The sequence below is a fragment of the Paraburkholderia sp. BL17N1 genome, assembly GCF_003634175.1.
Taxonomy (GTDB): Bacteria; Pseudomonadota; Gammaproteobacteria; order Burkholderiales; family Burkholderiaceae; genus Paraburkholderia.
Genome location: NZ_RBIW01000001.1, coordinates 1,363,503 through 1,378,100 on the forward strand (window position 1 = coordinate 1,363,503; position 14,598 = coordinate 1,378,100).

Consider the following 14,598-nt stretch of genomic DNA (forward strand, 5'->3'; position numbering starts at 1 on the left):
AAGCACTGCTTCAGCCGACGATAATCCTGACGCGTTGATCTCCGGTGTCTGATGGCCTAGTCGAAGCCCCGTTCATAAAATCGACGTGAGGTTGCCGGATGTCACGCATCGGCACGGCTGTCCACGTAACGAACCAAGGGAGCCACTATGACGAATCACACTTTCGACGGCATCAAGCAATTCAGCGAACACAATGTCGAGTTCTGGTCAGCGAGAGAGCTTCAGCCGCTTCTCGAATATGCAACGTGGGACAAGTTCAGGCGCGTCATCGAGAAGGCAAGCGAAGCGTGCAAGCGCTCGGGCCACAGCGTTTCCGACCATTTTTCCCAAGTGGGAAAAATGGTCGGCCTCGGCTCCGGCGCGCAACGCACGGTCGAAGACTTCCGCCTCTCGCGATATGCGTGCTATCTCGTCGTACAGAATGGCGATCCGTCGAAGCCCGTCATCGCAAACGGCCAAACATACTTTGCGATTCAGACCAGACGTCAGGAAATCGGTGACGGCAAGGCTTTTGCCAGTATGGTGGAGGATCAGCGTCGCCTGATGCTGCGCGGTGAACTCACTCTTCACAACAAGAAACTAAGCGCAACCGCCCGCAGTGCCGGCGTCCAAACCACACTCGATTATGCAGTCTTCCAGGATCATGGCTATCGCGGCCTCTATGGTGGCTTGGGCGCAAAGGACATCCACGTGCGCAAGAGTTTGAAAAAGAGTCAGAAAATTCTCGACCATATGGGCAGCACCGAGCTAGCCGCCAATCTTTTCCGCGCGACCCAAACGGAGGAGAAATTGCGCCGCGACGGTGTGCAAGGCAAGCGGCAAGCCAATCAGACGCATTTTGAGGTGGGCGGCAAAGTCCGCGACACCATCCGTGAACTTGGTGGAACCATGCCAGAAGCGTTGCCGACACCGGAGACAAGCATCCGGCAGATCACGCGCGATACCAAGAAGTCCCAAAGCTGATTCAGCGCACGCTACATCCGTGCACCTCCGCGCGCCAGGGCGATACCCCGCTTCCCCATTCCACCGATCAATGTAAAATTCGCCGCATAACCTGTCGGATAGTTCTGACAACCCGCAAAGCTTTTCCAGCCCGTCGATAGCAGGTCGGACCACATCGACAGCACGGGTCGAGACAAGCGAAAAAGTAAGGGGCGTGCGCGTGAAACAATGGACCATCCGGCAACGGATTCTGTGCAGCTTCGGGATCGTGCTGATCGTGATGCTGGCAATGGCAATCGTCACTTTCGAGCAGCTCGGCGGCATCGACCGCGACGCGAAGAGCCAGCAGGAAGATTCGATGCCCGGCCTCTACTACGCGACCGCGATGCGCGCGGCCTGGTTCGAGAACTACACCGTCACACAGCGCCTCATTTACGTGGACGTGGACCCCGAGTCCATCAAGCGCGACACCGATCGTTTGCAGGAGACCGAGCAAACGCTGCAGAAGCTGTTCGGCGATTACGGCGCGACCATCTTCCGCGACACCGATCGTGAGTTCTTCAACGACTTCCGCCAGCAACACACGCAGTACCTGCCGATCCAGGCATCGCTGCTGAATGCTCTGCCGAGCTCGAAAGAGAACGCCGTGCGCGTCTTCAACACACAACTGACACCGATCTGGGAAGCGGGCCGCCTCTCGGCGCGCAAGCTGGTCGAAATCAACAAAGCCGCTGCGGACAAAGCCGCCGAAAGCATCCGCAATTCGGTCGAGGCAACCCGCGTCGTGTTGCTCGTCATGCTGTTGCTTGCCGCCATCGCGGCCGTGCTGGCCGGATACTGGCTGCTGCGCGCGGTCACTACGCCAATGGCCAAAGTGCTCCGCGTCGTCGACGTGATGCGCACGGGCGACCTGACCCAGCGTCTGCAACTGAATCGCGCGGACGAAATCGGCGCGCTGGAGGCGGGCTTCAACCGCATGACCGACGAACTCACCGCGCTGGTCGGACAGGCGCAGAAATCGGCGGTGCAGGTGACCACGTCTGTGACGGAAATCGCCGCGACCTCGCGCGAACAGCAAGCCACGGCGAACGAGACTGCGGCCACCACCACGGAGATCGGCGCCACGTCGCGTGAAATCTTCGCGACCTCGCGCGACCTGCTGCGTACCATGAACGAAGTGTCCGAAGTGGCCGGCCAGTCGGCGGCGCTCGCGGGCACCGGTCACGCCGGTCTCGCGCGCATGGAAGAAACCATGCGCCTCGTGATGGAAGCGGCCGGCTCGGTCAACGCGAAGCTCGCGATCCTCAACGAGAAGGCCAGCAACATCAATCAGGTCGTCGCCACCATCACCAAGGTTGCGGATCAGACCAACCTGCTCTCGCTGAACGCGGCGATCGAAGCGGAAAAAGCCGGCGAATACGGCCGCGGCTTCGCGGTCGTGGCAACCGAGATTCGCCGCCTCGCCGATCAGACCGCCGTGGCGACCTACGACATCGAACAGATGGTCAAGGAAATCCAGTCCGCGGTGGCGGCCGGCGTGATGGGTATGGACAAGTTCTCCGAAGAAGTGCGGCGCGGCATGCTCGACGTGCAGAACGTCGGCGGCCATCTCACGCAGATCATCCAGCAGGTGCAGCAACTCGCGCCGCGCTTCTCGATGGTCAACGAAGGCATGCAGACGCAGGCCACCGGCGCCGAGCAGATCACCCAGGCGCTGACGCAACTCTCGGAGGCCGCGCAGCAGACGGCGGAGTCGCTGCGCCAGTCGACCCAGGCGATCGACGATCTGACGCACGTCGCCAACAGTCTGCGCACCGGCGTGTCGCGCTTCAAGGTGACGGCCTGACGCGCCACGCCGCGCCGCCGGACACCGATACCCGCACGCCCATCCATCGCTCTCGCACACGCCGATGCTCTTCATCCTCTTCACGCTCGATAGCGAACGGTACGTGATCGACGCGACGCAGGTGGAGCGTCTGATGCCGCTCACGCCGCAGTCGCCGCCGAAGACGATCCCCGGCGCGCCGCCGTGGGTCGCGGGCGTGCTCGATCACGAAGGCGCGCCGCTGCCGCTGATCGATCTGCCGGCGCTCGCGCTCGGCCGTCCCGCCGCGCAACTGATGTCGACGCGCATCGTGCTGGTGCGCTATCCGCACGCGGGCACGACGCGCCTGCTCGCGCTGCTGCTCGAAGGCGCGACGCGCACGATTCGACTCGACATGTCGGCGTTTCACGATGCCGGACTCGACATGCCGCACGCGCGGTATCTCGGGCCGGTCGCGAGCGAAGCGGGCGGTCTCGTGCAGTGGATTCGCATTGAGCATCTGCTGCCCGACGACGTCAAAGCGCTCCTCTTTCCCGAGGCGCACGCATGAACGCGCATCATGACAACGCACCGCTCTACCGACGCTTCGCCGAACTGTTGCATAGGACGATCGGGCTCGATGCGGCATCGCTCGGCCATAGCGCGATCGAGCGCGCGGTCGATCAGCGCGCGGCGGCGTGGTGCGCGGATGGCCACGCCAAGGCCACGCTCAACGACTATTGGGAAGCCGCGCAAGGTTCACCTTCGATGGTGCAGGCGTTGATCGAAACAGTCGTCGTGCCGGAGACCTGGTTCTATCGCGACGCCGAAGCCTTCAAGGCACTCGCGCGACTCGCGCATGAACGTCTCGCCGAGCGCGGTGACGCGTTGCCGCTGCGCGTTCTGAGCCTGCCTTGCTCGACCGGAGAAGAACCGTACACGATCGCGATGACGCTGCTCGACGCAGGCTTTGACGCCGCCCGGTTGCGCATCGACGCAATGGATATCAGCGACCGCTCGCTCGCCGTCGCGCAACGCGCTGTCTACGGACGCAACTCGTTTCGCGGCAATGCGTTTCCGTTTCGCGACGCGCACTTCACGCGCACCGAAGACGGCTGGCGTCTCGCTCCGCGCATCGTCGAAGCAGTGCGTTTCTCGCGCGCCAATCTGATGCAACTCGATGCATCGTCGCTCGGTGTCTACGACTTCGTGTTCTGCCGGAACGTGCTGATTTACTTCGATCGCGACGCGCAACAAAAAGCCTTGCAGGCGCTCACCAGCGTGCTGGCCGGAAACGGCACGCTGTTCGTCGGCCCTGCGGAAACCGGGCTGCTGATGCGCTACGGCATGCAGCCCGCGAAGATCCCGCTGGCCTTCGCGTTCCATCACAGCGCGCCCGAGGAAACGCAGTGGAATAGCTGGCACACTGCACCGCTCGCTACGGCCGCCGCACTCGCGATGACGCATTCGCACGTTCCCGCACTCTCGTCGCCGCCAGTGTTTTCCGCGGAGCCTTTCGCGTGGCCCGATCCGGTTGCGCGTACGCCGTTCAGCGGTGCAACGCAGTTCACACCGCGTGAGAACGTCGCGACACACGCGCGCAAGACGCCGATGCCCGCCACCACGTCGCCGCTACGCAACTCGCCATTGCCGCCAATCACCGCGCCGATCAACGCGGCGCGCGACACGTTGCGAGCCGCGCACGCGCTAGCCGACGCCGGCCGCCTCGCGGAAGCGGCCACGGCGATCAACGCCTATCTGGAACATCACGCCCCGCACGCCGACGCGTTTTACCTGCTCGGCGTTCTGGCGGATGCCAACGGCGACGCGAACCTTGCACGCAGCCAGTATCGCAAGGCGCTGTATCTCGATCCTCAACACGCGGAAGCGCTCGCGCATCTCGCGACCTTGCTTGAACTCGAGGGCGACCGAGACGGTGCGCGCCTGTTGATGCAACGCGCGACGCGCGCGCAGGGAGCGCAACGTGGCTGATGCGCAGACGGCGAGCTTCGACGATTGCTGGAATCGCATTGGCGTGCGCGGCGACTCGTCGTGCGAGCGTCTTGTCGAGTACGTGCGCTGCCTCAATTGCCCGGTGTTCGAAACCGCCGCGGCCAAACTGCTGGAACGGCCGATTCCCTTGGTGGATCTCTCGCAGCATGAAGTGCGCGCGCGGGCACGACCGCAGCAGGATGCGCAAGGCGCGAGCGAATCGTTCCTCGTCTTTCGCATCGGCGACGAATGGCTCGCGCTGCCCACGCCGATCTTCAAACGCATCGTGCAGACGCGGCCGATTCATACATTGCCGCATCGGCAGCATCGCGCGGTGTTGGGCGTAGTGAACGTGCAGGGCGAGTTGCTGGTGTGCCTGTCGCTCGCGCACCTGCTCGGCTTCGAAACCGGCGCCGCCGCACGCGACGATCGGGCGCGTCACGATCTGCCGCGCTTCCTCGTTGTTTCGCGCGCTGAGGAACACGCCGTGTTCCCGGTGGACCAGGTCGACGGCGTGCACCGGATCGCGACGGCCAGCTTTTGCGCGCCGCCTGCCACGCTCTCGCATGCCGCCGCTGCGCATACGCGCGCAGTCGCGCCGTGGCGCGGCATGAGCGTCGGCCTGCTCGACGCCGACGCGCTCTTCGACACCTTGAACCGGAGTCTCGGATGACGGACGACCCGCGCCGCCCGTCGCTGATCGATCTGTTCCGCGAAGAAGCGCGGACCCAGGCGCGCGTGCTCAACGACGGCCTGCTCGCCCTCGACCGCACGCCGCGCGATGCCGCCGCGCTCGAGGCCTGCATGCGGGCCGCGCATTCGTTGAAGGGCGCCGCGCGAATTGTCGGCGTGCAGGTTGGTGTCGAACTTGCGCATGCGATGGAGGATTGCTTCGTCGCCGCGCAAGAAGGGCGTGCGTTGCTCGACGCGGCCTGGATCGACGAGTTGCTGCGCGGGGTGGATATCGTCGCGCGCATCGGCAACGATGAGGACGAGTCGGCTCGCGACGCGGTCGGCGCGTGTGTGGCGGCATTGCAGACACGTATGTCGGGTGTGCTGCCGCACGGCGCGGCGATGCTGCGAGACTCTACGCTGCCGGCGACCACTGCGGTCGCCGAAGAGCCTGCCATTGCTGCCGGTGCAAATGCGGATGCGGACCCGGACCCTGACGCCGCGTTCAACGATTTGGCCCGCGCACTGCGCGCCGAAGGTCCGCGGGCCATCCCGGCCGCGCAGCCGGACCCAGACGCCGTATTCGACTCGCTAGCCAATGCACTGCGCGCTGAAGCCACACCGGCCAACGCGACGCCCGCGGCTACACAAGACGACAACGCCGCCCTCGTACCCGAGCAGAAGCAAGACGCCCCGCTCGCCGCCCCGTCCGCGTCAAACAGCACAGCCATCGCAGCGACCACCGAACTCGGCCGCATGTTGCGCGTACGCGCCGAAAACCTCGACCGTCTGCTCTCGCTGTCCGGCGAATCGCTGGTCGAATCGCGCTGGCTGAAACCCTTCGCGCAATCGATGCTGCGTGTCAAACGCGTCCAACGCGACAGCACTCGCGCGCTGGATCAACTGCACGAAACGCTCGCCGACCTCAAGCTCGATCCGCGCGCGCAGGCCGCGCTCGAAGAAGTGCGTCGCCTCACGGCCGAATCGCAGCATTTGCTGGCCGAGCGTCTCGCCGATCTGGAGAGCTTCGACCGCCGCTCGACGCATCTGTCGCAACAACTCTACGACGCCGCCCTGCAATGCCGCATGCGCCCGTTCGGCGACGGCACCAGCGGCCTCGCACGAATGGTGCGCGACGTCGCGCGTTCGCTCGGCAAGAAAGTGCGCTGGCAACTGGTCGGCGAATCGACTCAGGTGGATCGCGACATTCTCGATCTGCTCGAAGCGCCGCTCGGCCACATGCTGCGCAACGCGCTCGACCACGGCATCGAAGCGCCCGCCGTGCGCCTCGCGCGCGGCAAGGCGGAGGAAGGCACGCTCACGCTCGACGCGCGTCACACTGCCGGCGCACTGCTCATCACCGTTTCCGACGATGGCGCGGGCATCGATCTCGACGCCTTGCGCGCGTCGATCGTGCGCAAGAAACTCGCGAGCGAGGAAACGGTAGCGCGACTATCCGAGGCCGAGCTGCTCGAATTCCTGCTTCTGCCCGGCTTCTCGCTGCGCGGCCAGGTAACCGAAGTCTCGGGCCGCGGGGTTGGACTCGACGCGGTGCACGACATCGTCAAACGCGTGCGCGGCACGGTGCGAATCACGCATGAACCGGGCCTCGGCACGCGTGTGCAACTGCAGTTGCCATTGACGCTTTCGGTGATCCGCAGCCTGCTGATCGAAGTGGCCGGCGAGCCGTACGCGGTGCCGCTAGCGCATGTCAACCGCACGCTGCAGGTGGATCGTACGCGGATCGAATGGCTCGAAGGGCATCAGCACATCGCCTTTTCCGGCCGGCGTATCGGCGTCGTCACCGCGCATCAGATTCTCGACACCGCGCCGCCCGCGGACGAAAGCCGCACCGTCAGCATGATCGTCATCGGCGACGGCTCGCAAACCTACGGCGTGGTGGTCGACCGCTTTCTCGGCGAGCGGATGCTCGTGGTGCAGCCGCTCGATCCGCGCCTCGGCAAGATCCGCAACATCACCGCCGGCGCGTTGATGGAGAACGGCGATCCGGTGTTGATCGCCGACGTGGACGACTGGCTGCGCTCCGTCGAACGGCTCGTGACGGGTGGCGATCTGAAGCACACGCAACACGGCGTCGCGCGCGCGGCTCAGCGTGCCACGCGCCGCGTACTCGTGGTCGACGATTCGCTCACCGTGCGCGAGCTCGAACGCAAGCTGCTGGCCACGCGCGGTTACGACGTGACAATCGCCGTCGACGGCATGGACGGCTGGAACGCCGTGCGCGGCGAGCGCTTCGACCTCGTCATTACCGACATCGACATGCCGCGCATGGACGGCATCGAACTTGTCACGCTCATCAAGCGCGATCCGCAGTTGCAGTCGCTGCCGGTGATGATCGTCTCGTACAAGGATCGTGAGGAGGACCGCCGCGCCGGACTGAACGCGGGCGCGGACTACTATCTGGCGAAAGGCAGTTTTCATGACGAAGCACTGCTGGATGCGGTGCGCGATCTGATCGGCGAAGCATACGGTTAGTCCCGGGGAGAAACGGATGAAAATCGGAATCGTCAACGACACGCCGCTCGCCGTCGAAGCGCTGCGTCGCGCGCTCGCGGCGCGCCATGACTATGAAGTGTTGTGGATCGCGCAGGACGGCCAGCAGGCGGTCGATTTCTGCACCGCGCAGCGGCCCGACATCGTGCTGATGGATCTGGTGATGCCGAACGTCGACGGCATCGAGGCGACGCGGCGCATCATGGCGCGCGCGCCGTGCGCGATCCTGATCGTCACCGTCGATGTGGGCGCGAACGCGTGGCGCGTCTATGAAGCGATGGGCGCGGGCGCGCTCGACGCCGTTGATACGCCGTCACTGAACGGTCCCGACGCGCACAAGAGTATTGCCACGCTGATCGCGAAGATCGATCGCATCGCGGCGCTCATCAAGGAACGCAATGCGCCCGGCGCGGCGGCCGCGGCAATGCCTACCTGCGCGACGAATCGCGACACGCCGCTGGTGGCGATCGGCGCATCGGCGGGCGGACCGGCGGCGCTTGCCACGCTGCTCGCCGGCCTGCCGAAGGATTTTGCGGCGGCTATCGTCATCGTGCAGCACGTCGACGCGGCGTTTGCCGCCGGTATGGCGGACTGGCTGAACCAGCAATCGGCGCTGCCGGTGCGGATCGCGCGCGAAGGCGACCGCCCGCAAGCGGGCGTCGCGCTGCTCGCCGCCACCGACGACCATCTGCATCTCAAACTGCCCGACGTGCTTGGCTACACGCGAATACCGGAAGAGACGCCTTACCGGCCTTCCGTGGATGTGTTCTTTCATAGCGTGGTGGCGCGCTGGCCAACGCGCGCGGTCGGCGTGCTGCTGACCGGCATGGGCCGCGACGGCGCGATCGGACTCAAGGCGATGCGCACCAAGGGCTATCACACGATCGCGCAGGACGAAGCGACCAGCGCCGTTTACGGCATGCCGAAAGCGGCCGCGGCGCTCGACGCCGCCACCGCGATCCTGCCGTTGCCGCGCATCGCCGGCGCGCTCGCGACGGCCGTCAACGCGCGCTGAACACGCACTCGCCATTCATGAGCCGTTTCGATTCACTCACATTCATTCTGGCCGAACAACATGGACACTCCTAAACCGCATCAGAACGCCGCCGCGCAGGATTTCGCGTCGGACGCGGTGGACGCCCCCAATCTCGCGATCGACGACGCTCTCGCGCGCATCCTCGGTAATCCGCCCGCAGCCGAGTGCCCGATCATGGTGTTGCTGGTCGACGATCAGGCGATCATCGCCGAAGCGATCCGCCAGGCGCTGGCCGATGAACCGAGCGTCGACTTTCATTACTGCGCATCGCCCGAAGAAGCACTGCGCAGCGCCGCGGAAACGCGCGCGACGGTGATCCTTCAAGACCTCGTGATGCCCGGCACCGACGGGCTCACCCTCGTGCGCCAATACCGGCAGAATCCGGCCACGCGCGATATTCCGATCATCGTGTTGTCGACCAAGGAAGAGCCGCTCGTGAAAAGCGCGGCCTTCGCTGCCGGCGCCAACGATTATCTGGTGAAGCTGCCGGACCGCATCGAGCTGATCGCGCGTATCCGCTATCACTCGCGCTCGTATCTGAACCTGATTCAACGCGACGAGGCCTACCAGGCGCTGCGTCAATCGCAACAGCAATTGCTCGCGACGAATCTGGAATTGCAACGGCTCACGCATTCGGACGGCCTGACGGGCCTGTCGAATCGCCGTTACCTCGATCAATATCTGGCCGCCGAATGGCGTCGCAGCACACGCGACAAAACCGGCCTCGGTTTTCTGATGATCGATGTGGATAACTTCAAGGCTTACAACGATACCTACGGGCACGTTGCCGGCGATGAAGTGCTCAAGACGGTCGCGCATACCCTCGAATCGTGCCTCGGACGCTCGGCGGATCTCTCGGCGCGCTTCGGTGGCGAAGAGTTCGCAGTGGTGGTGCCGGGCACGTCGGCCGGTGGCTTGCGTCTGCTCGCGGAGAAGATCCGCATTGCAATCGAAGGGCTGGCGATCCCGCATGCGGGCTCCGCGACCGGCGTCGTGACGATCAGCATCGGCGCGGCGACGCTGGTGCCGACGGTCACCGAGCCGGTGACAAAGCTGATCGAAGCGGCTGATGTCGGCCTATATCGTGCGAAGCGGGATGGGAAGAATCAGGTTGCGGTGAGTGATTGATTGTTTGCATGCGGTTCTACCAGCGTGCAATGAAAACGCGCCCGTTTGCAGGGCGCGTTTCATTTGCGGCAGTAGCAGTAGCACTGGTGGTGCGTCCGGCGGTTTCTAACGCGTGTGCTTCTTTAGCATTGCCACGACCCGGCGCCGACCGGCGCATCGCCGAGGTACTTGCCGCGTGCTTCGACAAGCACGCTTGTATCGATTGCGCCCTCGTCCACCAGCGCCTTCAACGCGGCGATCACAATCGACTTGCGGTCCACTTCGAAAAACTCGCGCAACGCCTGACGTGTATCGCTGCGGCCGAAACCATCCGTGCCGAGCGTCACATAGCGACGCGGCACGTACGCGCGAATCAGTTCCGGCACGGCGCGTACGTAGTCGGTCGCGGCGATGATCGGACCTTGCGATGCATCGAGCGCTTGCGTGACATACGGCGCCGCGCTCGCTTCGCCGAGACGCGCGAGCCGTTCCGCCGCCATGCCGTCGCGTTGCAATTCGGTGAAGCTCGTTACGCTCCACACGGCGGCGTCGATCTGCCAGTCGTCTTTCAACATCTGCTGCGCCGCGATCACTTCGCCGAGAATCGCGCCCGCGCCGAGCAATTGCACCTGAGCCTGCTTGCTCTCCTGCTCCTCAGCATGCTCCACCAGCGGATAGATACCCCTGAGAATCCCTTCGCGCAGCGCCTGCAAGTCGCCGCCAGGCACTGCAGGCTGCGCGTAGTTTTCGTTCATCACCGTGACGTAATAGAACACGTCGCGCTGCTGCTCGACCATCTCGCGCATGCCTTCGTCGACGATCGCTGCAACCTCGTATGCGAACGCAGGATCGTAAGCGCGGCAATTCGGAATCGTCGACGCCGCCAGATGGCTCGTGCCGTCCTGGTGCTGCAGGCCCTCGCCGCCGAGCGTCGTCTTGCCCGAGGTCGCCCCAATCAGGAAGCCGCGCGCACGCTGATCCGCCGCGGCCCAGATCAGGTCGCCGATGCGCTGGAAGCCGAACATCGAGTAGTAGATGTAGAACGGCAGCATCGGCAGATCGTGCACGCTGTATGACGTCGCCGCCGCGATCCATGACGACACCGCGCCCGCTTCCGAAATGCCCTCTTCCAGGATCTGGCCTTTGGTGTCCTCGCGGTAGTAAAGCATTGAGCCGAGATCTTCCGGCTCGTACAACTGCCCGAGCGGCGAATAGATGCCGACCTGACGGAACATGTTCGCCATGCCGAAAGTGCGCGCTTCGTCAGCGACGATCGGCACCACGCGCGGGCCGACTTGCTGATCCTTAAGCAGCGCGGTCAGCATGCGGACCAGCGCCATGGTCGTGGACATCTCGCGGCCGTTCGAGTCCAGCGCAAATTGCCCCCAGGAGGACACCGGCGGGACGGTCAGCCCCTTCGATGCAACTCTCCGCCTTCTGGGCAGATAGCCTCCGAGAGCCACCCGGCGTGCATGCAGGTATTGCATTTCCGGGCTGTCTTCCGCGGGTTTGTAAAACTTCACCTGTTCGACGTCCTCGTCCGTGAGCGGCAGGCGGAACCGATCGCGAAACGCCTTGAGGTCGTCGAAGCCCAGCTTCTTTTGCTGATGCGTGGCCATGCGGCCCTGTCCCGAAGTGCCCATGCCGAAGCCCTTCATCGTCTTCGCGAGAATCACCGTCGGCTGGCCGCGGTGTTCGAGCGCCTTCGCGTAGGCCGCGTGCAGTTTGCGCACGTCGTGGCCACCGCGGCGCAGGCGGTCGATGTCGTCATCGCTCAATTGCGCCGCGAGCGCGGCAAGTTCCGGATTCTGGCCGAAGAAGCGTTCGCGGTTGTACGCGCCGTCGTTGGCGGAGAAGGTCTGGAACTGGCCGTCGACGGTATGCGCGAACGCGCGCAGCAAGGCGCCAGTGCGGTCGCGCGAGAACAGCGCGTCCCAGTCCGAGCCCCAGATCACCTTGATCACATTCCAGCCGGCGCCGATGAAGTGCGCTTCCAGTTCATCGATGATGCGGCCGTTGCTGCGCACCGGCCCGTCGAGCCGCTGCAGATTGCAGTTGATCACGAAGACGAGGTTATCGAGCCCCTCGCGCGCGGCGAGCGAGAGCGCGCCGGTCGATTCCGGCTCGTCCATTTCGCCGTCGCCGAAAAAGCCCCACACCTTGCGGCCTTCCGTTTGCACGAGGCTGCGATTGGCGAGATAGCGCATGAAACGCGCTTGATAAATCGCATTGATCGGGCCGATGCCCATCGAGCCGGTCGGGAACTGCCAGAAGTCCGGCATCAGCCACGGATGCGGATACGAGCACAAACCCGGCCCGCCGATCTCGCGGCGATAGTGCTGCAAATGCTGCTCGCTTAAAAACCCTTCGAGGTAAGCCCGCGCATACACACCCGGCGACGAATGCGGCTGGAAATACACGAGGTCGCCCGTGCCCTCCTCGCCACCCGGCGCCGCTGCACGGAAGAAATGGTTGAAGCCGACCTCGAACAGATCCGCCGCCGACGCATAACTGGCGATATGACCGCCGAGTTCGCCATAAGCCTGGTTCGCGCGCACCACCATCGCCAAAGCATTCCAGCGCAGCGCGGCGGCGAGCCGTTCTTCGAGTTCGAGATTGCCCGGATAGCGCGGCTGCTGGTCGAACGGGATCGTGTTCTGGTACGGCGTGACGTTGGTGCGCGCCGATTCGACACCCAGCGACAGCGCATGGCTCGCAAGTTTGTCGAAGAGGAACTGCGCGCGGTCGCGACCGACATGCGCGACGACCGCATCGAGCGCTTCCAGCCATTCGGCCGTTTCTTGCGGATCCGCATCCGCCTGCTCCGCGCTTTCAACGCGTTGTGGATTGGATAACCGCAACTGCTCGCTACCGCTGGACAAATCCGTCATGGCACCACTCCCGCATTGACGCGTTCGGCTCAAGATCGAGTGAGTCAATGGTAGCCATGTGCTCACAAAATGAGCGTCTCATTTGCTTGTGATCCCGCGCTGCGATAGGCTATTTATTCCGGATTTCCCCACCACGACAGAATATTTCATCTATGACCACGCCACCCAGACGGCTGGACCGCATCGACATCGGCATCCTGAGCCAGTTGCAGCAGAACGCGCGCATCACCAATGCGGATCTGGCGCGCTCGGTGAACCTGTCGCCCACGCCGTGCTTCAACCGCGTGCGGGCGCTCGAAAAGCTCGGTCTGTTCAAGCAGCAGGTCACGTTGCTGAACCCGGAGCCGCTCGGGCTGCGCATCAACGTGTTCATTCAGGTGAGTTTGGAAAAGCAGGTGGAAGACGCGCTGCAGCGTTTCGAGCAGGCGATTTCGGAGCGCCCCGAGGTGATGGAGTGCTATCTGATGACGGGCGACGCCGACTATCTGCTGCGCGTGGTCATGCCGGATATGCAAACGCTGGAGCGCTTCATCGTCGATCATCTGACCAAGATTCCGGGCATCTCTAATATCCGTTCGAGCTTTGCGCTCAAACAGGTGCGTTACAAGACGGCGCTGCCGTTGCCGTCGTCGGGATTGACGTTGATCGATCCCGACGACGTGTCGACTGACTGGCGCTGAAAGCGCTTACAGTCCGCCTGGCTTTACGCGGAAGCAGCGCCGCGCGTGTAGCGTGCGGCCGGCACCTTATGCGACAGATTCGGCTGCAGGTGCTGGCGTGCGCTGTTGAAGCGCTCCCAATCCGCCACGTCCGGCAACGACGGAATCGTCACCAGTTCGCCCTGGTCGAGGCCGGCCAGCGCGGCGTCCACCATGTCTTCGGCGGTCATTACGATCTGCTGCGGCAGATGTTCGACCGCGAGGCCCGCACGGTCCCAGAACGCCGTGCTGGTGGCGCCCGGCAATACCGCCTGCAATTGGACGCCCTTGCCGCCCACTTCATGATGCAGCGACTGCGTCAGGTTGAGTACGTAGGCCTTGGTGCCGCTGTACGTGCCATTCAACAGTTCCGGCGATAGCGCGACGATCGACGCAATATTGATCACGATGCCGTTGCCCCGCTCTACCAGACCCGGCACGACCGCCGCCGTCAGGCGCGTGAGCGCGGTCACGTTCAGGTCGATCATTTTTTCGAGCTCGTCCACGTTGGAATCGATCAGCGAGGCGGTCGCGCCGACGCCCGCGTTGTTGACCAGCATCGTGATGCCACGGTCCGTGCGCAGCCGTTCTTCGATACGGCGCACGTCGGCGTTGACGGTCAAGTCCGCGCCGATCGTCTCGACGTGGCGGCCGGTTTGCGATGTCAGACGTTCGGCCAGACCGTTCAGCCGCTGCACGTCGCGCGCCACCAGAATCAGGTCGTAGCCGCGCCGCGCGAGGCGATCCGCATACACAGCGCCGATACCCGACGATGCGCCCGTCACCAGTGCCGTTCCTTTGCCCGATTGCGTTGCCGTTTGCGTTGCCATTGAATCTCTCCTTGCGGGCGTGGCGCGTCGCGCCTCTGCCCTGTCCGATAAGTGAATGGGGAAACTTGGGAAACTCCGCCGCCGCGCCCTTGTGTGCGGCATTGCGGTGTTG

11 protein-coding genes are annotated in these 14,598 nt (G+C 64.2%); 9 read left to right on the forward strand and 2 right to left on the reverse strand.

The annotated features are described in order from the left end of the window. The first annotated feature begins 147 nt into the window (after positions 1–147). The 8 genes from dinD to B0G82_RS05975 all read left to right on the forward strand — a co-directional run bounded on the left by dinD (position 148) and on the right by B0G82_RS05975 (position 10,088). The gene (dinD, locus tag B0G82_RS05940) at positions 148–963 is read left to right on the forward strand and encodes a DNA damage-inducible protein D (protein ID WP_121306934.1); all 816 of its coding nucleotides are present in this window, start codon (positions 148–150) and stop codon (positions 961–963) included. 199 nt (positions 964–1,162) lie between these two features. Continuing rightward, a complete protein-coding gene (locus tag B0G82_RS05945; protein ID WP_121308624.1) occupies positions 1,163–2,788 on the forward strand; it encodes a methyl-accepting chemotaxis protein in 1,626 nt (541 codons plus the stop codon). A 64-nt stretch (positions 2,789–2,852) separates the two neighbouring features. After that, positions 2,853–3,317: a chemotaxis protein CheW gene (locus tag B0G82_RS05950; RefSeq protein WP_121306935.1), complete on the forward strand. Its 465-nt coding sequence runs from the start codon at positions 2,853–2,855 to the stop codon at positions 3,315–3,317. Continuing rightward, positions 3,314–4,738, forward strand: coding sequence for a CheR family methyltransferase (locus tag B0G82_RS05955; RefSeq protein WP_116143477.1), 1,425 nt, complete (start codon positions 3,314–3,316; stop codon positions 4,736–4,738). The genes B0G82_RS05950 and B0G82_RS05955 overlap by 4 nt, the downstream gene beginning before the upstream one ends. Beyond that, positions 4,731–5,411 carry a chemotaxis protein CheW gene (locus B0G82_RS05960; protein WP_121306936.1) on the forward strand — a complete coding sequence of 227 codons (681 nt, stop codon included), beginning with the start codon at positions 4,731–4,733 and terminating at the stop codon, positions 5,409–5,411. Before B0G82_RS05955 ends, B0G82_RS05960 begins: the two co-directional genes overlap by 8 nt. After that, positions 5,408–7,906: a hybrid sensor histidine kinase/response regulator gene (locus B0G82_RS05965; protein ID WP_121306937.1), complete on the forward strand. Its 2,499-nt coding sequence runs from the start codon at positions 5,408–5,410 to the stop codon at positions 7,904–7,906. Before B0G82_RS05960 ends, B0G82_RS05965 begins: the two co-directional genes overlap by 4 nt. Before the next feature lie 16 nt (positions 7,907–7,922). Then, positions 7,923–8,939: a chemotaxis response regulator protein-glutamate methylesterase gene (locus tag B0G82_RS05970; protein WP_121306938.1), complete on the forward strand. Its 1,017-nt coding sequence runs from the start codon at positions 7,923–7,925 to the stop codon at positions 8,937–8,939. A 60-nt stretch (positions 8,940–8,999) separates the two neighbouring features. Next, entirely contained in the window at positions 9,000–10,088 is a 1,089-nt protein-coding gene (locus tag B0G82_RS05975; RefSeq protein ID WP_116143485.1) for a diguanylate cyclase, read from the forward strand. Positions 10,089–10,210: 122 nt separating this feature from the next. On the opposite strand, the gene mdeB is transcribed toward B0G82_RS05975, so the two are convergent. Beyond that, entirely contained in the window at positions 10,211–12,958 is a 2,748-nt protein-coding gene (gene mdeB / locus B0G82_RS05980; RefSeq protein ID WP_121306939.1) for an alpha-ketoglutarate dehydrogenase, read from the reverse strand. A gap of 152 nt (positions 12,959–13,110) precedes the next feature. On the opposite strand from mdeB, the gene B0G82_RS05985 reads away from it, so the two are divergent. Further along, entirely contained in the window at positions 13,111–13,638 is a 528-nt protein-coding gene (locus B0G82_RS05985) for an Lrp/AsnC family transcriptional regulator (protein ID WP_012434873.1), read from the forward strand. A 23-nt stretch (positions 13,639–13,661) separates the two neighbouring features. Here the strand turns inward: B0G82_RS05985 and B0G82_RS05990 are convergent, their stop codons facing one another. Continuing rightward, on the reverse strand, positions 13,662–14,486 hold the full coding sequence (locus B0G82_RS05990) for an SDR family oxidoreductase (RefSeq protein ID WP_121306940.1): 825 nt from the start codon (positions 14,484–14,486) through the stop codon (positions 13,662–13,664). Positions 14,487–14,598 lie beyond the last annotated feature (112 nt).

Bases quoted from the DNA above. Each gene is read 5' to 3' on its own strand.
- dinD (WP_121306934.1), top strand. From the start codon at position 148: ATGACGAATCACACTTTCGACGGCATCAAGCAATTCAGCGAACACAAT.
- B0G82_RS05950 (WP_121306935.1), top strand. From the start codon at position 2,853: ATGCTCTTCATCCTCTTCACGCTCGATAGCGAACGGTACGTGATCGAC.
- B0G82_RS05955 (WP_116143477.1), top strand. From the start codon at position 3,314: ATGAACGCGCATCATGACAACGCACCGCTCTACCGACGCTTCGCCGAA.
- B0G82_RS05965 (WP_121306937.1), top strand. From the start codon at position 5,408: ATGACGGACGACCCGCGCCGCCCGTCGCTGATCGATCTGTTCCGCGAA.
- B0G82_RS05970 (WP_121306938.1), top strand. From the start codon at position 7,923: ATGAAAATCGGAATCGTCAACGACACGCCGCTCGCCGTCGAAGCGCTG.
- B0G82_RS05975 (WP_116143485.1), top strand. From the start codon at position 9,000: ATGGACACTCCTAAACCGCATCAGAACGCCGCCGCGCAGGATTTCGCG.
- mdeB (WP_121306939.1), bottom strand. From the start codon at position 12,958: ATGACGGATTTGTCCAGCGGTAGCGAGCAGTTGCGGTTATCCAATCCA.
- B0G82_RS05985 (WP_012434873.1), top strand. From the start codon at position 13,111: ATGACCACGCCACCCAGACGGCTGGACCGCATCGACATCGGCATCCTG.
- B0G82_RS05990 (WP_121306940.1), bottom strand. From the start codon at position 14,486: ATGGCAACGCAAACGGCAACGCAATCGGGCAAAGGAACGGCACTGGTG.